Annotated in this window: 18 protein-coding genes; 6 read left to right on the forward strand and 12 right to left on the reverse strand. The window is 37.0% G+C overall.

The window, feature by feature from the left end; all coding sequences use genetic code 11:
- Nucleotides 1-31: 31 nt before the first annotated feature.
- The 4 genes from RM541_RS05260 to RM541_RS05275 form a co-directional block, all read right to left on the reverse strand.
- Nucleotides 32-406: a hypothetical protein gene (locus RM541_RS05260; RefSeq protein WP_311499171.1), complete on the reverse strand. Its 375-nt coding sequence runs from the start codon at nucleotides 404-406 to the stop codon at nucleotides 32-34.
- A gap of 156 nt (nucleotides 407-562) precedes the next feature.
- The gene (locus RM541_RS05265) at nucleotides 563-1,276 is read right to left on the reverse strand and encodes a TVP38/TMEM64 family protein (RefSeq protein ID WP_311499172.1); all 714 of its coding nucleotides are present in this window, start codon (nucleotides 1,274-1,276) and stop codon (nucleotides 563-565) included.
- A 9-nt stretch (nucleotides 1,277-1,285) separates the two neighbouring features.
- On the reverse strand, nucleotides 1,286-1,441 hold the full coding sequence (locus RM541_RS05270; RefSeq protein WP_311499173.1) for a hypothetical protein: 156 nt from the start codon (nucleotides 1,439-1,441) through the stop codon (nucleotides 1,286-1,288).
- A 312-nt stretch (nucleotides 1,442-1,753) separates the two neighbouring features.
- Nucleotides 1,754-2,605 carry an SdiA-regulated domain-containing protein gene (locus tag RM541_RS05275; RefSeq protein ID WP_311499174.1) on the reverse strand — a complete coding sequence of 284 codons (852 nt, stop codon included), beginning with the start codon at nucleotides 2,603-2,605 and terminating at the stop codon, nucleotides 1,754-1,756.
- A gap of 252 nt (nucleotides 2,606-2,857) precedes the next feature.
- Here RM541_RS05275 and RM541_RS05280 point away from each other — a divergent pair, with 252 nt between their 5' ends.
- Nucleotides 2,858-2,980 (forward strand): hypothetical protein, encoded by a 123-nt coding sequence (locus RM541_RS05280; protein ID WP_311499175.1) that lies wholly within the window; start codon nucleotides 2,858-2,860, stop codon nucleotides 2,978-2,980.
- A 318-nt stretch (nucleotides 2,981-3,298) separates the two neighbouring features.
- Complete coding sequence (locus tag RM541_RS05285) at nucleotides 3,299-5,593, forward strand: transglycosylase domain-containing protein (protein ID WP_311499287.1); 2,295 nt, start codon at nucleotides 3,299-3,301, stop codon at nucleotides 5,591-5,593.
- Between the two features lie 141 nt (nucleotides 5,594-5,734).
- Here RM541_RS05285 and RM541_RS05290 read toward each other — a convergent pair whose 3' ends face one another.
- On the reverse strand, nucleotides 5,735-7,249 hold the full coding sequence (locus RM541_RS05290; RefSeq protein WP_311499176.1) for a DEAD/DEAH box helicase: 1,515 nt from the start codon (nucleotides 7,247-7,249) through the stop codon (nucleotides 5,735-5,737).
- 217 nt (nucleotides 7,250-7,466) lie between these two features.
- Between RM541_RS05290 and RM541_RS05295 the strand changes: the two genes are divergently transcribed.
- Together RM541_RS05295 and RM541_RS05300 are read left to right on the forward strand one after the other, a co-directional pair.
- Nucleotides 7,467-8,180 (forward strand): Crp/Fnr family transcriptional regulator, encoded by a 714-nt coding sequence (locus tag RM541_RS05295; RefSeq protein WP_311499177.1) that lies wholly within the window; start codon nucleotides 7,467-7,469, stop codon nucleotides 8,178-8,180.
- A 90-nt stretch (nucleotides 8,181-8,270) separates the two neighbouring features.
- Complete coding sequence (locus RM541_RS05300) at nucleotides 8,271-8,831, forward strand: hypothetical protein (protein ID WP_311499178.1); 561 nt, start codon at nucleotides 8,271-8,273, stop codon at nucleotides 8,829-8,831.
- A 65-nt stretch (nucleotides 8,832-8,896) separates the two neighbouring features.
- Here the strand turns inward: RM541_RS05300 and cysM are convergent, their stop codons facing one another.
- Both cysM and RM541_RS05310 read right to left on the reverse strand, forming a co-directional pair.
- Nucleotides 8,897-9,781: a cysteine synthase CysM gene (gene cysM / locus RM541_RS05305; RefSeq protein WP_311499179.1), complete on the reverse strand. Its 885-nt coding sequence runs from the start codon at nucleotides 9,779-9,781 to the stop codon at nucleotides 8,897-8,899.
- Nucleotides 9,778-10,569 carry a serine O-acetyltransferase gene (locus RM541_RS05310; RefSeq protein ID WP_311499288.1) on the reverse strand — a complete coding sequence of 264 codons (792 nt, stop codon included), beginning with the start codon at nucleotides 10,567-10,569 and terminating at the stop codon, nucleotides 9,778-9,780. Before RM541_RS05310 ends, cysM begins: the two co-directional genes overlap by 4 nt.
- A gap of 471 nt (nucleotides 10,570-11,040) precedes the next feature.
- Between RM541_RS05310 and RM541_RS05315 the strand changes: the two genes are divergently transcribed.
- Entirely contained in the window at nucleotides 11,041-12,261 is a 1,221-nt protein-coding gene (locus tag RM541_RS05315) for an MFS transporter (protein ID WP_311499180.1), read from the forward strand.
- Between the two features lie 3 nt (nucleotides 12,262-12,264).
- Here RM541_RS05315 and RM541_RS05320 read toward each other — a convergent pair whose 3' ends face one another.
- Genes RM541_RS05320 through RM541_RS05330 form a run of 3 tightly spaced genes read right to left on the reverse strand, consistent with a single transcriptional unit; the run spans nucleotide 12,265 to nucleotide 16,962 of the window.
- A complete protein-coding gene (locus tag RM541_RS05320; protein ID WP_311499181.1) occupies nucleotides 12,265-14,142 on the reverse strand; it encodes a T9SS type B sorting domain-containing protein in 1,878 nt (625 codons plus the stop codon).
- 42 nt (nucleotides 14,143-14,184) lie between these two features.
- Nucleotides 14,185-14,694 (reverse strand): DUF6155 family protein, encoded by a 510-nt coding sequence (locus RM541_RS05325; protein WP_311499182.1) that lies wholly within the window; start codon nucleotides 14,692-14,694, stop codon nucleotides 14,185-14,187.
- Nucleotides 14,695-16,962 carry an FUSC family protein gene (locus RM541_RS05330; protein WP_311499183.1) on the reverse strand — a complete coding sequence of 756 codons (2,268 nt, stop codon included), beginning with the start codon at nucleotides 16,960-16,962 and terminating at the stop codon, nucleotides 14,695-14,697. It lies immediately after the preceding gene.
- A gap of 191 nt (nucleotides 16,963-17,153) precedes the next feature.
- On the opposite strand from RM541_RS05330, the gene RM541_RS05335 reads away from it, so the two are divergent.
- A complete protein-coding gene (locus tag RM541_RS05335) occupies nucleotides 17,154-18,149 on the forward strand; it encodes an NADP-dependent oxidoreductase (RefSeq protein WP_311499184.1) in 996 nt (331 codons plus the stop codon).
- A gap of 80 nt (nucleotides 18,150-18,229) precedes the next feature.
- Here the strand turns inward: RM541_RS05335 and RM541_RS05340 are convergent, their stop codons facing one another.
- Both RM541_RS05340 and RM541_RS05345 read right to left on the reverse strand, forming a co-directional pair.
- Nucleotides 18,230-18,976, reverse strand: a complete 747-nt coding sequence (locus RM541_RS05340; protein ID WP_311499185.1) for an SDR family oxidoreductase — start codon at nucleotides 18,974-18,976, stop codon at nucleotides 18,230-18,232.
- Nucleotides 18,977-19,268: 292 nt separating this feature from the next.
- Complete coding sequence (locus tag RM541_RS05345) at nucleotides 19,269-19,982, reverse strand: SDR family oxidoreductase (protein WP_311499186.1); 714 nt, start codon at nucleotides 19,980-19,982, stop codon at nucleotides 19,269-19,271.
- Nucleotides 19,983-20,134: the final 152 nt, after the last annotated feature.

A 20,134-nucleotide genomic window follows, 5' to 3' on the forward strand; every position in this document is an offset into this window, starting at 1 on the left:
TAATAATTAAAGTTTAACTGAAACTGATAAATTAAACTGAAAGATTAGGTGGATGTTCTATACCCTGGATAAATTTAGTTGAAAAGAGTTGGGGAATTTTCCAGTTATTAGTAAGGAGTTCTATATTCTGAAAAGCTACCTTATAGGTGAAAGCCTGCTGAAAATAAACCGGTAAAAAAGTGCTGCTAATTGTAGATTTACGATCATCCTTCGAATTCTCAAATTTATCCAGCTGACTGTTAAGATGACATTTTCCGTTACACTGCATCGCTGGCTTGTCCTTATTTACACAATATTTTTCTATGATTAAATCAATATTAAACTGGTAATAAGTAATATTCACCACTTGATAAAGTGGTCGCAATGCAAAACACAGGAGTAGTAATATGCCGGAAATTTGCTTCAAAATGAATTGCTAATCGGCTGCAAAGGTAGCAGATAAAAAAGTATTGACTAAGTTCAATAAAATTATTACGAAAATTAATCTAGATGCACGTATACAAGGAAAATCAATTTCTGAAAATGCCAATTTTCGATCCTCTGTTGCTCTTCTGAAAAATTTCTAACGATTCTTCTTTCTCCTCTTTTTGTCCCACCATACGTAGGCGATGAAAAGGATTAAACTAATTACAGAGCCCCACAGCAGTCCGGTTTTAAGGCCATCTGTACTTCTCCCAATAATTGCTATAAATAAAATTAGAGGTGCGATACCAGCCAAAGTAGCACCAATAAATTTCCAGTAGCCCATTTTTAGAATTCCTCCAACAAAGCTTATAGCATCATTAGATAGAAAAGGATTTAACCGGGTGATAAAAATTGCCCAAAATCCATAATCATCAAGGAAGTCTGCTACTTTTTTCTCAGATTTTTGTCCGATCACTTTTTCCACAATTACAGGTCCAAAATATCTTCCTATGAAATAGCCCACAGAAGAAGCTGAATATACCGCTCCAAACACAATAAAGCTGCCATAAATTGGTCCATAAGCAACTATAGAAACCACCATTAACAGGATCGTTGGAATTACAAGCAAAAACATTTGTGCAATCATAGTAAGAATAAGCACCACAGGGCCAAACCATCCAAACTGGCTCACCCAGTCCTGGATTCGTTCCTGGTCGTCACTGGTTAAAACATTCCAGGATTCATTTAAAAAACCCTGTACTCCCGGAATAAAGAAATAACTTAAAAGCAGACCAATAACAATGGCCAGGGAAATAAATAAAGGTGCTTTACTTTTTTTTACGCTTGTAGTTTCTATTTGATTTCTGTCCATTTATTATAGTTAAATTAATTGAGTTGTACCCTCCATAATATTGGCAGGTTTGCCTTCGTTGGAAATATACATTTTCCCTGAAGGGCTAAAAGTGATCCCTTCTGGCTGATTAAATTCTTTTTTACTTAATTTAATAATTTTTTCAGCATCATCGCTGCTGGTCATAAATAGAATTTTTGGTTCCTTACCTTCCAATATATTAATTTCCCGCTGTTAAAATAAAAAGCAAGATATCAAAAGCTCATCACCTTACTTAACTTCTTCTATTTTGCTGAAAACTTTATCGCGGAGTTCAATTTTAAAAACAGGTTCAGGCCGAAAATTGCCATTTTTGAGGTTGTACTCATAAATTCCTTTTAAAACTTTTTGGTATTCTTACCTTTTACAGCCAGCAGGATACAAAATATTGCTGTTGAAAAGTGTTCTGCACAGCAGAAGGAGTCTGACTTTCCGGACGGGAATTGCCTAAACACATCTTTAATTAAGCTGTACTTCCAGAATGTTGGCCGGAGCCCGTCGGCTCTCGTTGGAGATATAAAGCGTGCCTTCGGGATCAAAAGTTAAGCCTTCAGGTTGTTGAAATTTTTCAGGATCCAGAAGATGTATTTTCTTAAGGTTTCCCAGCGAATCAAAAATTAGTAGTTTAGGCTGATGTCCCTCCAGGATGTATATATCGCCATTTACAGGATGAATTTCAATTTCAGAAGGTCTAATAATTTTTTGAGAGCCTCTTCCTTTAACAGTATCGAAAATACTATCATTTGGATTTATTCTGAAGATAGGTTCTTCATTCATTTTTAATGTTTTTAAGTCAAAAGAAAAAACACCTTTAGCAGCAGGATTTTGCCGATCTGAATCTTTTATCGTGAGAAGTAATCTGTTATTTTCAGCGTCCAATCCCATTCCCTCCACGTCTTCCTGATCCAGCGGAGTCTGATATTCATTTACTACAGGATTTTTTTCTTTATAATTTATGATGTGAAATATTTTGCCGTCACTGCGCATTGTGTAAGCATCGTGACCATAGACAGCTACAGCTTCAAAGTCCCCCGGACCACCAAATTTTAATTCTGAAACGATTTTAGAAGAAGAAAGATCATAAATAAAAATAATTCCATCCTCATCCTGAATACAGGCGATTCGGTTATTTTCCACCCAACTTAAGCCGGATATTTCATCGAGTTCTTCAGGTAAATCCCATTGCTGTTTAATTTGATAAGTTTTTTCAGAATCATCAAAGGAAATATAGGCAGTGTCTTTAAATACAAAATACAGAAGTCCTCCCACTGCCACAATAGCGGCTATTATCCAAAATACAATTTTATACATGAGAATTTTTTCTTTTTAAAGAAATTGATAGCCTGTTTGCCCTAAAGTATCTATTTGAAAGACCATACCAAAATCATTAACAGTTTTTTGCAAAATAATAGAAGGGGCAGGAAAATAAGATTTGAGCCTTAAAAACTACAGTTTTCACCTGGTTTAGTTAATAAAAAGTTAATTCACTACTATTTTATACATAGTACTGTCACAAATTTAAAGATGAATAGTCTATTAGATATAACCATTAAAATAAGATGTATGAAAACTTTAGAGAACATTACAGGATTAAGAGACGGAGATCTGACTCACAGGAGATCATTTTTGAACATTCAGCAGCCTTCCAATAGAGGAAGCTGGTATAGCCGAAGACGCTATAACTAATTAAATTCATCAATTAAAACATCATTATCATGAAAACTTTAGAAAACATTACAGAATTAAGAGGTTTAAATTTCTCTCATAGAAAAATATTTTTGAACATCAGGCAGGTCTCAAATAGCGATATAAGGTTTAACAGAAGAAGATGCTGTTCAATTTAAAGACCGAATCCATGAACTTACTTCCTACATAGCCGGGACAGAACATTGTCATCGGCTTTTTTTCCTCCTGCTCCTACCCTTTCACCATATTCTAAAATTTAGCTTAAAATAAATTTTTATTTTGGAAGTATTCGTTTATTTGCAGCAGTTTCAGATTATTATGCTATCAAAATTAAAAATCTCCCCCAAAATAAGATGGGCGCTCATTATCTTATTAAGTCTTCTCGCGCTGGCGCTACTATTTTTTTCCAGTATTTACTTTGGAATGTGGGGTAAAATACCATCTACCGAAGAACTTCGGAAACTGGAGCAAAGCAAAGCTACCCAGGTTTTATCTTCAGATGGAGAATTAATCGGAAAATTTTACATCTTCGACAGGCAGCCTATTACTTTTAAAGAACTACCACAACATCTTATTGAAGCACTTATAGCAACTGAAGATGTTCGATTTTTTGAACATGATGGTATCGATAACCGCAGCTTATTGCGGGTGTTTTTTAAATCTATTTTATTACAGGATGAATCTGCGGGTGGTGGTAGCACCATCACTTTACAGCTCGCCAAGAACATCTACGGAAGAAAAGATTACGGCACCTTTGGAATTGTAATTAATAAAGTTCAGGAGGCAATTATAGCCGAAAGACTGGAAGGTATTTATAATAAAAATGAAATCCTTACCCTCTATTTTAATACTGTTCCCTTTAGCGATAATACATACGGAATTGAAAGTGCTTCCATGAAGTTTTTCAACAAGCATACTTCAGAACTTAGTTTGGAAGAAGCAGCAGTTTTAGTGGGAATGCTGAAGGCTTCACATTCTTATAATCCGCGGATTTTCCCTGAAAGAAGCAGGTTGCGCCGGGATGTGGTATTAATGCAAATGGCTCGGTACGATTATCTTTCCGAAGAAAAAGCTCTGGAAGCAAAAAGAAAAGATCTTGTGCTGGATTACCGTAACTACAGTAACAACAAAGGCCTTGCCCCATATTTTCGCGAACAGGTAAGAAAAGATGTAAGCAAGATTCTGGATACCCTCAAAAACATCGAAGGACAGTCCTATAATATTTACCGCGACGGACTCATAGTACACACCACCCTCGATCATAAAATGCAAAAACTGGCTGAAGAAGCTATGCGCGAGCATATGATGGACCTGCAGCAGCAGCACGAAGCCTCTTATGGAGATAATGCACCGTGGCTGAAAAACAAAAACATCCTTGAAGATGCTGTAAAAGGAACTGAATCTTACCAGAAACTAAGTAGCAAAGGTTTAAACCATCAGGAAATCATGCAGGAGTTACGGAAAACAAAACCTACAGAACTCTTTAGCTACGATGGTTCTACTACAAAAAACGTGAGTGTTATCGATAGCCTTTCGCATTACCTCAAATTTCTGAATGCAGGAATGCTGGCCGTGCAGCCGGAAACCGGAGCAGTACGTGCCTGGGTTGGTGGCGTGGATTTCAGGTATTTTAAATATGATCATGTTTCGATGAGCAAAAGACAGGTTGGTTCTACTTTTAAACCTATTGTCTACACTGCAGCCCTCGAGAGCGGAATGGAGCCCTGTAGTTACTTTTCTGCGGAAGAGGTTACTTACGAAAATGGATGGACTCCGTCAAATTCCTCTGGGAGTGAAGATCCTCACATGAACTATAACCTGAAGACTGCCCTTAGCACTTCCATGAACACCATAGCAGTAAAAGTGCTGATGGAAACAGGAATAGGCAATGTTATCCAGGAAGCGAGACAAATGGGTATAGCATCTGACCTACCGGCAGTACCTTCTATAGCATTGGGAACCGCTTCATTAAATCTTGAAGAACTTACAGGAGCTTACACCAGTTATATAAATAACGGAAGGCCAAGCGAACCTCATTATATTACCAGGATAGAAGATGGAAATGGGAACCTTTTAGCCTCTTTTGAGCCAAAAGTTGCTTCCACTCCGGCTTATAGTGAAACAACGCGACAGGTAATGCTGAATTTTATGCAGGCAACTGTAAATGAAGGAACAGCGACAAGACTGCGTTCTACTTATGGATTAAACAATGACATTGCCGGCAAAACCGGAACTACTCAAAATAATAAAGATGGCTGGTTTGTAGGAATTACTCCGCATCTTGTGGCGGTAACCTGGGTTGGAGCAGATGATCATAGAATTGGTTTCAGAAACACGAGGATTGGCCAGGGCGCTAACTCTGCATTGCCAATATTTGCCAGGCTTATGCAAAAAATGAATCAGGATCCTTATTTTAATAGTATCACCAATGCCCGCTTTGCTCCTGTCTCTTCTGAAGTTGCTGAGATGCTGGATTGCGACGAAAAGAAGCGTAACGGCTTCTTTAAACGCCTCTTTTCAGGTTCTGATAAGGATGAAGAGGCAACTTCCGAAGGAAAAAAGGAGAAAAAAGGATTTTTTAAGCGGCTTTTCGGAAAAAAAGATAAGGGTTAAGCGAGGCTTCGAAAATGACAATTTTCATCCTTATTACAACCTTACGGTAAACCTTCAGGATTATGTGTAAAGTAATTGAAGGTCGATATTTGCCATTTTTGAATGGTCTCTTACAAATAAATAATTGCTTCCGAAGAAAATTTAAAATTCTTTATTGATTTCCATTCTTAATTTTCGGGAATAATCTTCTTCCAGCCAATCTCTGTAGTTTTTGGTGCTCTTACTAATGCAATAGGAATATTGCTTGATCCTGGATGAAATATCGTCTTTAAGCTCTTTTGCAAGAATACGTGCGTCAAAAACATCTTCGCTATTTTCCACACACATTTTCACGTGTTGTTCCATAGACCATTCCAGTACGGTTTTAGACTTTAGTCCCTTTTTAATCACTTCATCATAAGCGCTTTCCACATCATAATCCACATCTTCAGAATTAGCAAATTTCTCACGGATTTCCGGTGGCATCTGGTACTTAAATTCCCTTTCGATTTCTTCATCACTCAAAAGGTTTTCAAAGTAGAAATCGGGGGATCTAAAAATCTGCTTCCAGTCAACAGGAGCGCTCCAATTACCAAAGCGCGCTAGATTATTTCCAAGATCAATAACATTAAATTCCTTTTTTCCCGGCAGTACCCTAGATCCCCGGCCAATCATCTGGAAGTAAAGCGTAAGGGATTTGGTTGCACGGTTAAGGATGATGGTGTCTACTGTAGGTTCGTCAAATCCGGTAGTAAGAATACTTACAGAAGTTACAATAGCATCTGGCGTATGTTTGAACCATTTTAAAATGTCCTTTCGATCCTGTTTGCTGGTGGTATTATCCAGGTGGCGGACTTTAAGTCCTGCATTTCTGAAAGTCTCGTAAACTTCAATTGATGTGTTAATCCCGTTATTAAAAATCAGCGTTTTCTTTCCTTTTGAACGTTCCATGTAGGCATTAAGCAACTTCTCCTGCATTGAGAAGTTAGAATATAGCTCCTCTGAGGATTTTACTGTATAATCCCCGTTCATACCAATTTTAAGTCCGGAAAGGCCTACGTTATAGCTGAAGGTTTTTGCTTTGGCAAGAAAGCCTTTTTCAATTAACGAAGTAATAGAATCCCCAACAATAAGTTCCCGGTAATTATCTTTCATGGGAAGCTTGATATTGGAACTTAACGGAGTTGCTGTTACCCCAAGGATAAAGCATTTCTCAAAAAACTTAAATAACTTCCTGAAGGAGTTATAGTGCGCTTCATCAATAATTACCATGCCGATATTCTGCAAATCCAGCTTCTCATCGTGAAGACGATTATTTAATGTCTCCACCATCGCAACAAAGCACATATAATCTTCCTGGTCCGGAAGTTCTTTAACTTTGCTGTTTATAATTTTATTACGAACCCCAAAATCAGTAAGCATTTTAGAAGTCTGCTTACAAAGTTCAATCCGGTGTGTGAGTATCAAAACCTTCTTCTGGGTACGTTGGATGTATTCCCTTACAATTTGTGAGAAAATAACGGTCTTACCTCCTCCTGTAGGAAGCTGATAGAGTAAATTATAGTGCTCTGGATGCTCATCAATAACCGCAAAGATTTTCTCAATATCTTTCTGTTGATAGCCGTAAAGCTCTTTATCTACTTTTTTATTTTCAATTCCAAATGTTTTGGTCTCCATAGGTTCTATTAAGTCTGCAATTTTGCAAAAATAACAGATTTTTAAAGTAATATAAAATGTTTTGTAGAAAATAAGATTTTAATTTTTGTGTATGAGGCTTCCAAAATATTTCGTAAATTAAACGTAATCAGCACTATAATATCGCCTCCAATTTTCTACTCTTTAAGCTATTACATCAAAATAGTCCCCCATTCCTCCTTACTAAATACCCTACAAAATGAAGAATAAAGACACTGATTACCAGCGTTACCGCAAAAGCTTAAGTAATTGCCATCTTCTTGAAAATATGGATGACCTTACGTTTAACAGCCTGATTTCATTATTTAAGGAGCAAACATGGCCTAAGAACACCTGTTTAGTAGATGAGAACAGGTTTCTCTGTAAGTTCTATATTATTATTAGTGGCAGGGTAAAGATGTATCAGCTCGATGAAACAAGTTCTAAAGAAGTAACTTTATTCCTTTTGCACAAGGGAGACTTTATGGATCTTTTCTGTCTTCTCGATGGTTTAGAGCACAAGGTATATTACGAAAGTCTGGACGAGGTAAAAGTGCTGGAAGTACCCATGGAAAATCTGCATGATTGGTTCCAAAAGCACCCGGAATATTATAAAAACCTGCTGTTCTATGCAGGTAAAAAGCTGCGTAGGATGGAGAATTATATATCAGATATAATATTTGCTAACATTTCAACCAGGTTAGTAAAACTCCTCCTTAGGAACGTCAATAAAGATTCTAAAAATTTGGAATTAATCAATGATCTTTCCCACAAGGAGATTGCTTATCTTATAGGTTCTACACGTGCTGTGGTTAACCGGCAGATTCAGAAATTAAAGAAAAATGGTTCGATCCATACTTCGAGAGAAAACCTGCAAATAATTGATCTTGGTATTTTGATTGAATTTCTTAAAAAGGAAAATAACCATGAATAAAAATGTCAAATATTGATTATGTGCTACTTAGGTAGTTTTCAGTAGTAAGTTATACTGGTAATTTTATTATTCACTTAAAAACTACCAATCATGAAAATTGCAATTACATTACTATTACTGACAGGTTTCCTGTTCAGTACACAGGCACAGGTTATCCAATTGGAAGAAACCCAGATTAATGCGCAAAATAACACTATCCCGATTGATTTCCAGGGAGGTAACGAATTTATTATTGCAGAAGAATATGACAACCAATTCGAAATGGATGCAATTGGCTTTATCTGCAGAAATTTCAAGATGAAGGAATATCTCAGTAGTAATTTAATGGGAGATTTTGACTCTTATCAGGTTAATTTCAAAAGCCGGAAAGGTTTTTTAAGAGCTCATTACAATTCTCGTGGCGATTTGATTAAGACATTACAGCGGTTTACAGAAATGTCCCTGCCTTACGAAGTGAGAAATGAGATTTTCGGAAAATATGCAGGCTGGGACGTTACCAGGAGCACGTTTATTGCCAGAGGAACAGGAGAGAAAATTGATAAGGGTTATTATAAAATTGTCGTGGAAAATGATAATGAAAAGCAACGCTTGAAAATTTATTCCACTAACACTTCTGACAAGAGACCCAGTGATGCCCTGGCAGTAAATTAATTTTGTATAATTATTAATTAGATTGGTCTGAAATTAAGGAAGATTCTGTTATAAGCAGATCTTCCTTATTTAAATAAATCAGATGACAGGTAGCGGTCTCCTCTGTCGCAAATAATACTTACAACGAGACCTTCATCTATTTCCTCACAAAGGCGAACGGCTGCGGCGGCTGCTCCACCACTGCTCATACCTGCAAAAATACCTTCCTCTGTAGCCAGGGTTCTGGTCATCTTTTTGGCTTCATCTTCACTTACTTCCAGGATTCTGTCTACTTTTTTCGCATCAAAAATTTTTGGAAGGTAAGCCTCCGGCCACTTACGGATACCAGGTATGCTGGAATCATCTGTGGGTTGTACCCCCACAATCTGGACGTTACTGTTTTGTTCCTTTAAATAAGTAGAAGTTCCCATAATGGTTCCTGTTGTTCCCATAGAGGAAACAAAATGGGTCACCTTTTGGTCAGTATCCCTCCAAATTTCAGGTCCGGTAGTATTATAATGGGCTTTCCAGTTATCATTATTGCCAAACTGATTAAACATAAAAAAATTTCCTTCTTTTACTTTATCTTCAGCATAATCTCTTGCTCCTTCTATACCACCATCGGCATCTGTAAGCGTCACTTTTGCACCATAAGCTCGCATCGTCTGCACTCGTTCTATGGTAGAATTCTCCGGCATTACAAGTTCAATATCCAGTTTGAAAATTCCGGCAATCATTGCAAGAGCAATTCCGGTATTTCCGCTGGTAGCTTCAATAAGCTTAGTATCTTTTCTAATTTCTCCCCTATCCAGCGCATTTTTAATCATGAAATACGCCGCACGATCTTTTACACTACCTCCGGGATTTTGTCCTTCTAATTTAAAATAAAGCTCAACTTTAGGGTTTTGAACCAGCGTATTTGCTTTTACAAGCGGAGTGTTTCCAATTAATTTTATGATTGATTCATTCATTTTTGAGCTGCTTTTTTAATATTAATTTGGGGGTTGTGCGAAATCATTGAATCGGCAGGAACAGAAGCAGTTAGCCATACATTTCCTCCTACTATGCTGTTAGCACCAATCACGGTTTCTCCTCCCAGGATTGTGGCATTAGCATAAATAGTAACATTTTCTTCTATGGTAGGATGCCGTTTTACACTTCTCATTTTACGGTCGACATAAAGAGCACCAAGCGTAACTCCCTGGTAAATTTTTACATTGTCTTTTATAATTGCAGTTTCCCCAATTACAACTCCCGTAGCGTGATCGATGAAAAAAGGAGTTCCTATTTTTGCCCCCGGGTTAATATCAGTACCTGTTAAACGGTGGGCGAACTCTGTCATTAACCGCGGAACAAGTGGGAGTCCAAAATTGTAAAATTCATGGCTTAACCTGTAAATTGCAATAGCGTAAAAACCCGGATAAGAAAGATAAACTTCTTCTATAGAATTTGCAGCAGGATCATTAACGGCCATTGCACGGGCATCTTCGTTTAATTTTCTCAGAATTTCGGGTAACTTTTCCAGATATTCTGACCAGATATCCCTACAGGGTTTATCTGGAGACCAGCAAACAAGGTCTGCCAGTTCTTCAAATAGCTTTTCCAGTAAATTAATATTTTCCGGAACCGGAGTGTCATTATCAAACAGCGTATAAAAAAGCGTACGGGTAAATTCTTCTGTTTTCTCCTTAATACGAAACTTTAGATGAGGATTCCTTTTATTCTTCTGAATTTGGTCAATTACCGATTGTTTATTTATTACAGCCACTGATTACCGGAATTTAAGTTTAAAAATCAAAAATAAACAATAGCGAATGAAATCTCCTTTTTATTTCAATAAATGCTATAGATATGGTTGTCTAAGAATACCTCCTTTATCTTAAGTTCCTTTGAGTTAATTATTTGCCAATGTGTATACACTCAAATCGCTTTCCGCGTAAATTTATTATAGATATTTTTATTAACCATTAATATTTTAATCATGGCAGACAAACCCAAAAAACAGGATCCAAAGAAAAAAGATTCCGACAAAAAACAAGCTCCTCAAAAACAAGGGGAAAAGATGGATAAATCCGGAAAGTAACAGTTTAGTAATTTTCAGGCCACCTCAAAAGGGTGGCTTTTTTAATTCTGGTCGGTAAAACATGTCTGGTTTTTATCTGTAAATATTAAGAACTTTTCTTTTTAGCAAATCATGTAATAGTATCTTTGCATTTCTGAAAAAACAAAATTGAAAGAATACTATAATTTTTTAAAAAGTAACTTCAAGAAAGTCAGTTTTGGATGGCTTCTGACTTTCCTATCAAGTTTTGGACAAACGTTCCTCATTTCCTTATATGTTCCGGAGATCGTTAATGCCTTTGCTATTTCTGAAGGTAGTTTTGGAGCTATTTATGCTGCCTGTACCGTTGCTGCCTCCGTTATCATGTTGAGCGTTGGCCATACCGTAGATCATAAACCTGCTAAAAAAGTAACTGCATTTACTGTCGTATGCCTCGCAATTTCAAGTATTATTCTTGGATTTTCTTATCATATTGCTTTCTTGTTTGTAGCTCTTATTGGAATGCGATTATGTGGACAGGGCCTGCTAAGCCATATTAGTATGACCATTATGTCTAAACGCTTTACAGAAAATCGCGGAAAAGCATTAAGTATCTCCTCTTTAGGATATTCTATGGGTGAGGCTATTTTCCCCATAATTATAGCTTCTATCATAGCTTATTTTGACTGGCGTATTGCAGCAATTGTGAGTGGTGTGGCACTTTTACTTTATTTAATTAAATTAAAATTTACAAATCTTGAAGAGTTTGATCAGGACCTGTCTTCAGAGGGTCGACCTTCTACTTTTTCCCTCTTAAAAGACTATAAGAACGTAGTACTTGATAAAAGATTTGGAATTATGATGCCCGCCAGCTTTATTTTAGGTTTTACGAATACGGCAATATTCTTTTACCAGTATGTTTTTGTTGAAGATAAAGGCTGGTCTCCACAGCTTTACGCAACCTTTTTCACAGTTTATGCTATAGCCCGACTAATTTTTTCTTTGCTTGGGGGAAGTTGGGTAGATAAAATCTCTGCTAAAAAAATGTTTCGATTCTATATTATTCCAATGAATATCGGTCTGCTACCTTTTGCTTTTATGGAAAGTATTATAGGAGCACTCCTATTTTTAGTCTTGGCAGGAATTACCAGTGGAATGGCAGGAACAGTAAAAACAGCTGTGATTGCCGAAATCTACGGAATTAAAACAATGGGTGCTATAAGAAGTGTTTTTTCAATGTTTATGGTATTAAGTACAGCCCTGGGACCATTAATTGTGGGGTTTATGATTGACATGGGAATAAGTTTCAGCACTATTATGCTGATCCTTTTTGCAGCTATGGTACTTGTTGTGCTTAATTCGCAGAGAATTGCACAATTAGAACCTGCAGGACCCGATGTTGAAATTTAAAGTTTAGCGCACCAGACTAAAATGGCCCTTAATTGTTTTAAATCCTTCAATAGTGATTTGATACCAGTAATCTGAAGCGGGCAATGCATTACCTTCCAAAATTCCGTTCCAGGAAAAGTCTTCCCCGTTGCCGATTTTCAACAACTTTCCAAAACGATTAAATATCCTGATTTCTGAAAAAGGAAAATAATTTAATCCATTTAAACTGAAGGTATCGTTATAGCCATCGTTATTAGGAGTAATAAATTTAGGTACAACGATGTGCGGAAATTCCTGTGAAACTGTGGCGCAGCCACTCATATCCCTTACATATGCAGTGTAAATTCCGCTGGGGATTCCTGTAAAAATATTAGAATCTTGAAAGCTTGAACCATCCAGCGAATATTCAAAAGTACCTGTATTTGCCGGTACCACCGTAACAGTATTTTCATCAGAAACAACGTCTGATATTCCAGCGACATCTGTAGGGATAATCTGAAAACTCTTGTTTATTTCACAACCATCAGCAGTAGTAATCTGAACATTATAATTTCCGGGATTATCTACGGTGACACACTGTGAAGTTTCCCCGTTTGACCAGTTATAAGACATTCCTGGAACACCAGCGTCCAGCGTAAGCAAAGCGCCTGCACAAATTTGCCAATTTTCGTCCTCTACTTCCGGCACTTCATAAATAGTAAGCTCAACAGCAGTTCTTACACTCACTTCACAATCAAAATTTGTCTTTTTTGCTTCAGCATAATAAATACCTGCTCTTTCCGGTGTAAAAGAAACGGTATTTTCAGCAATTAAGTTGCCTCCAGTGGCTGCATCATACCAATTTACCGTTTCGTCCTCTTTAATTTGCACAGAAAGCTCGGGTATGGGCTCTCCACTGCATACAAACTGATCTCCATTGCTCACAGGAGCCTCCGGAGTACTTACAATAGTAACATAAAAAGCTTCAGAAGCAGAACTGCAGAGATTATTTGCTAAGTTAACTTCATCCTCAGCTACTTTTACCCTGTAAAATCGCGACATATTTAAAGAATCTGTAAAATAATTATCTCCTGTGGCGCCTGCTATATTTTGCCAATTTTCGCCATCATCACTTTCCTGCCATTGAAAAAAATGATCCTGGTAAACGGAATAATCCGGCGTTGCTTTTAATTCTATACTTACCGGGGCATCAGATTCACAAACCGCTAATTCGCTTCCGTTACTTTCTTCAGAAGTAACGGTGGTAAAATCGCCGCAGGATCTAAAGATAATATCATCTATGGCAAGATCATTTCCGCAGCCACCGTCTCCATTATTAAAGATTTTTAAAATAACAGCATCCTGACCTGCCTCGCTCTGAAAAGTTAGCGCATATTGTTCCCATACCGGACTGGAAGCAGAAGCAATATTACCGGTACTGCCTTCTCTTAGAAGCTGAGAATCTGTCTCGTCCCAAATTTCAAAACGAACGTTAATAGGTATTCCACCATTAGGACAGATAGGATCCAGCCTGTCATATATATTTATGAGATATGCTGAAAACTCATAAGAAGTATTTTCACAGAGTCCGCTAATTTCGGTTTTAAAAAACTGCCCTGAAGTAAAATCTGCATTTACAATTAATGCCCGCTCATTAGAAAGTGTAGTGTTTGGTAAGGAATTGTGCCAGGGAGATATTTGCTGACCTATTCCTGCAGAAATTGTATACTGTCCATCCTGTGGATCGCCAGTCACGTAAGAATAACTCGTTGTGCCCGAAGGAAAAGCCGGGCCACTACCACTCCCGGTGCCAAAATCTTCGTAAAAAATAGGGTCTCCTTTACTGCCTTCACAAAAACCGAGTTGTGCAAAAGAATAACTGCAACTAAGTAACAATAAAAGAAGAACTACTAATCTGGTCATTTTCAAATGTACATCAAATTGCAAAAATTAAAGATTTAATTTTTAATGGAACTGATCCATTATCTTTTCAAACCGGAACTTATTTGGCCAATCCTGCTCCTGAGTATTTACTTCAATTTTGTGCATTCTGGGAAGAAATTCCGGAGTTAAATTATTCGTTAGTATAAAGGTAGTGGCTTCTTCAAAAGATTTATAAATGCTACGACAAAATGCTTCCTTAATTTCGCGGTCTGCAGAAAAAGCCTGGGCCACTTCAATGTTGTAGAGCATTACATCTGCCAACAAAATGGGATCTAACCCGAGCTTTATAAAGTGCTTAATGAATTTTTGCGCAACAGATCTTCTGGCCTTTGGACGTCTGGAAGTGGTAGGAAAATATTCTTTTGAAATCTTAAATTTTGCATCCTGAACCAGCTTCTCTTCTTTAGGGTTAAATACGAAATTGTAAAAAGTTTTTACCTCGCCAAATCTTTCGTATAAATCCAGGATTTGCTCCTCCAACTGTTCCTTCTCAAGTGTACCCAGATATTTTTTTAAAGCTCTCTTACTCATTTAAATTTTAGATATTTGTAATACCTCCTTAGATATTGAAACTGTTTTCCTGATATTTGTTGAAATATCTGCGAGCCATCTTAACTGATTATTTACCAGTTGAGCTTCCTGCAACTGCAGTCGCATGCGGAGATCTATATTCTGTTTCCCCTCCTCAATTTCTATAGTTCTTTTTTCTACGAGATCTTCATACGTTTTTTTGAGTGCCATCGCTGCTCCTTCAATTTCTGAAGATAGTTTGGATACTTCTGTTAGATTATTATTCTGCAATATGTCTTCTGAAGATTTTAAGTTTTCAGAAATAAAATTGGTAAAGGTTTCAAAATTAACAGAAGCAGCTGTGGTTTCATGATTTTGAATATAGGTACCAAGAGACGCCAGAGCAGATAAAAAAGTCTGATTTAAGCCAACAATTTCATATATCCTGCTAATATCTTTCTGTTTGGATTTCGGCTCCTGCGTCATTCGCTGAAAAGCCGCACTAAGATTTCCCATTTCTAAGAAAGATTTCTTTCTAGCCAACTTATAAGATATGGGTAGTTTTCCTTTATTATGATAAAAATTATCTACTTCTTCTAAGTAATTCCTGTTGGCAGCAATACTTTCCTGAATGTAGCTTTTTATCCCGTGTACTTCCCACGATGGCCAAAGAAAATGATTCCCTAGAGCCGCAAGACCAGCTCCAATAAGAGTATCAACAATTCTATATTGAATAACATTTAGCACATTGGGCTGCAGTAAAGCATAAATAAAAATAATACTAAGGGTTATAAAAATTGCTGCTGTCCTGTAATTTCTCTGAAGCAAAGAAAAAGCCAGGGTAAGAGAGCCAATTCCCAGGACCATATACACAATTTCATTTTGCGTGATATAAACAATCCCAACGGCTATTGCACCTCCAATTAGTGTCCCTATAATTCGCTGTTTAGACCTATCTTTAGTTAGTCCATAATTGGGACGCATAATCACCGCAATCGTCAGAATAATCCAGTAAGCATTTTGTATTGAGAAAAATATTCCTATTGAAAAACCTATAATAACAACTACTGCAAGTCTAATGGAGTGCCTGAAGATGATGGAGTTAAAATTGAAGTTTTCGACCAAAATTTTAGGATCATAATCCTGCGGAGTAATAAACCGGGAGACCTCTTTGCTTTTAATAAAAAGGTTCTTTTCGCTTTCCAGATTATTCAAAATCCTAAAAATACTGTTCATCCTTTGCACTTGTTGCTCTTGATAATCAATAAGATTTCTCAGCAACAACATGGTTTCCCTACTTTCGTTAATATTTATTTTCTCACGAAAGGCAAGAAGCCCGGACTGTAATTTATCTAAAGCATTTTTAAGATTGTTGGGCGGGAGTTTATTGTTGTACTTTAATGCGGAAGCGATTTGTTCGAGATGCTCTGCCATAGCATTAAGCAGATCCTGTATATTTTCAAATTGTTGCTGCTCTTGTCCTAATAGTTCATCCATTTTAGAATAATCTACGGGATTTGCCATTGCCAGCTCCAGCATATCTACAAGTTCAATGAAAATAAGCAGTCGTTTCCTGGCGTAGTTAGAATTACCAGATGTTTTTCGTGAGCTTATAAGAACTTCACGTAGGCTTTCATGCTTTTCGTTCAGTTCTGTTTGAAGTAGAAACAATTTCTTTAAAAGTTGATCCCGTTGCTCAAATTCAGTATAAAGTTTAGCTCTTATCCGGAGGTATTTTGCAGTAAGCTCCATTGTTCCTGCAAGTAAATGTTCGGTTTGTTTTCTTGGGTTTAAAAAATCCCATAGCAAGCTTAAACTCAGGTACCAAAATCCTCCAAGAATAATAAGAATTCCTCTTTGCCAAATTTCAAGATCTTTAGAAAGATTGGCAAAACTGATTACCACAGCTAAAAGTCCGGAAAAGGTTATAAGCGAGGCCCTAAAGCCGAAAACTGCCAAATAACTGATAGCGAACATGAGCATACCCAGCACCGGAATAATAAGGTACAGACTTACCTGTGCATATCCAGATATTACAGAAGACAATCCGGCAAGAATTGCTGCGCAACTCACCCCTATAACCTTATGTTTAAAACTTCCGGCAACATCACTAGGAGAGCTTAAAAGACAACCGGAAGCAATTACAACTCCTACTAAGGTGTTTGAATAATATGAAAAGAGTGCTATTGGGATAATTATCGCTACCGTAAGTACAATGGCTTTGGAAAAGTCTGTACTCCTTAGAAACTTTAGAAGATCTTTTAAAAAATTTGATATAAATATTTTCAAGTAGCTGCTGCTTTTTAAATCCGGAATTTACAAAGATAGTTCGTTTTAAAAGAAAGGAGACCGGGGAAAAAATTTGGATAGTAAAACCTTTTTTATACGATAGGCAGCCCAAATTAATATTTAATTGTGAGGGCACTTTTGGAAAGATTCTCTAATGAACGTAGCTTAGAAGAAAGTAAAAAAAGATTGTTATGAATAAATACATTGTATTGAAAAACAGACCGAAAGGTAAACCTTCCCTGAATGATTTTGAAACAAAAGAAACAGAAAAGCCGCAACCCGGCGAGGGAGACATTCTTCTTAAAGCTTTATATGTTTCTGTAGATCCTTATCTAAGAGGAAGAATGCGGGATCAAAAATCATACATTCCTCCTTTTAAACTAGATGAACCAATAGAATCTATGGTCGTTGCTGAAGTTGAGGATTCCAAAAATAAAAACTTCAGCAAAGGAGACTTTGTAAGTGGCATGTTGGATTGGAAGGAATACCAGGTTTCAGATGGCAAAGGGCTTAACAAAATAAAAAAAAATAATGCTGCCTTATCGGCTTTTTTAGGCATACTCGGTCTCACAGGTATTACAGCTTATTTGGGTCTGGAGAAAATAGGTAAATTGAAAGAAGGAGAAACTCTATTAGTTTCAGGAGCGGCCGGTGCTGTTGGTAGCATTGTAGGCCAGATAGGAAAAATAAAAGGTTGTAAAGTAGTTGGAATAGCCGGCAGCGACGAAAAAATCAAAAAAATAACTGAGGATTTTCAATTTGATGAAGGTATCAATTATAAAGCTGCAGAAAATATACAGGAAGAAATAAAAAAAGCCTGTCCAAACGGAGTTGATGTTTACTTCGATAATGTTGGCGGAGAAATACTGGATGCGGCAGTATTGAATATGAATAAGTTTGGCCGTGTAATAAATTGTGGTGCTATTTCTATTTACAATGCTGAAGAGCAACCGACAGGACTTCGGCTTGAACCCTTTTTATTTAAAAATAGTATTATAATGCAGGGCTTTACAGTTAGGGATTATGCCGAAGATTTTCAGCCTGCAATAAGACAACTTTCAGAATGGTTAAAAGAGGATAAACTACGCTATGAAGAGACTATAGTTGAAGGATTTGAAGAAATTCCGCAAGCTTTTCTGGATCTTTTTGAAGGTAAAAATAAGGGGAAAATGGTTGTAAAAGTTTAGGTGTTTTGAGGAAAGTATGTAAAACAAAAAAGAGGCTGTTCGGATTCCAAACAACCTCTTTCTAATTCTAGTCTATACTTTTATTGTGCCTGGTCCGTTGGCATAATGTAAACATCATTGATGTTTGTTCTTTTAGGCTGGGTTAAAGAATAGTAAATTGCATCTGCAATATCCTGTGCCTGCAATGGCGTTAATTCTTTAAACATTGGCTCCATATCTTTCTTGATCTCATCATCGGTAATTGTATCTGTTAATTCTGTGGATACAAAACCCGGATCAATAGAAGTTACATTAATTCCGAAATGTGGAGCTAATTCTGCTCTAAGGCCTTCAGTAAACATTTTTACCGCTGCTTTTGTTGCACAGTAAACTGCACCACCAGGATAATATTTTCTTCCGGCGCTGGAAGAAATGTTTATTATATGCCCGCTTTTCTGTTCCATCAAAGTAGGCAGAACTGCGGCTACTCCGTTAGTGACACCCTTAATATTTACATCTATCATTTTATCCCACTCCTCGGTATGGAGGTTCTTAATATAAGAAAGTGGCATTAATCCTGCATTATTTATAATTCCAAAAATGCTTCCGAATTCTTCTAAAGTTGCTGATACAATTTTCTTAAAATCTTCTTTATTGGTGACATCTCCCGAAATTACCAGAGCCTTTCCCCCATTCTTTTCGATTTCATCTTTCAAAGATATTAATCTCTCTTCACGGCGCGCGCTTAATACAACATTTGCTCCTTCCTGAGCTAATTTTTTGGCTGTCGCTTCTCCAATTCCGCTAGATGCTCCGGTTATAATAAGTGTTTTTCCTTCTAAATTCATCTTGTTTATTTTTTATTCAGATAAAAGTTAAGGTTTAGACGCTTCAAAATCGCCAATTTTAAACTTTTAATATGGGTTTAACTGCTACACTTAACCTATATCAATATTTGACATTTCAGCCTCTTAAAATTTTTGTGATAGCCGTTAAATTCCAAAAAAAATTTTTGAGTAAGAATTCTGCGAAAGCAATTCGGTAAGTCCATCTGAAAAAGCTTGACGGGACTCCGATAGGAAGAATAAAAAAAGGGACTTTACGAATGGATTCTATAAAATCCCTTTTTAAAAATGTAACTTATTTCTTTGGCGGTTGTGAAGGTCTAACTTCAATTTTACTTGGTAAGGTACGAGGATTCATTTTTAGAAGATCTACTACAAGTTCTCCTATATCTTCAGGTTGAATTTTCCAGCTATCTTCGGGGCTTGGAGTGTGATCATTAAAATGAGTAGCTACAGATCCCGGCATAATAGTGCTTACATTAATACCTTTTTGCCTAAGGTCCAACATAACGGCCTGGGTAAAACCTGTAAGACCAAATTTACTTGCATTATAAGCTGCCCCACCGGTAAAGAAATTAGTACCTGCAAGGCTGGAAATAGTAATTAGATACCCTTTTGATTTTTCAAGCGTATCCAGAGAAGCTTTTGCACTATAAAACACACCAGTTAAATTGGTGTCGATCGTATCCTGCCACTGCTCGAGAGTTAAATCATCTATAGATCCAAAGTGGCCAACCCCGGCATTAGCAACCACAACATCTATTTGCCCCCATTTATCGGTAACTTCTTTTATTGCCTTTTCCTGACTCTCAAACTGGCGCACATCGGCTTCCACTCCTAATACCTCTCCACGGGATTGTAATTGTTTCGCGGCTTCTTCAGCACGTTCAGCAGACCGGCTTGTGATAGCCACTTTCATACCCAATGCTAACAGGGACTCTGCCACACCGTATCCTATCCCTTTTGTCCCCCCGGTGATAAATGCTACTTTTCCTTCTAGTTTACTCATAAGTTTTTATTTTTTGAATTATTTTAAAGCTAATGAAGATTGCCACTTCGTTAAAGGATAAAGGTTTAATTTATTGTTAATTTTAAATGAAAACACCTGCACAAAATGTGAGTTAAAATCTTTCACACAATTGCAAAAAAAGTAACTTTGCA

Origin of the sequence: Autumnicola psychrophila (assembly GCF_031846645.1) — a bacterium.
GTDB lineage: Bacteria > Bacteroidota > Bacteroidia > Flavobacteriales > Flavobacteriaceae > Autumnicola > Autumnicola psychrophila.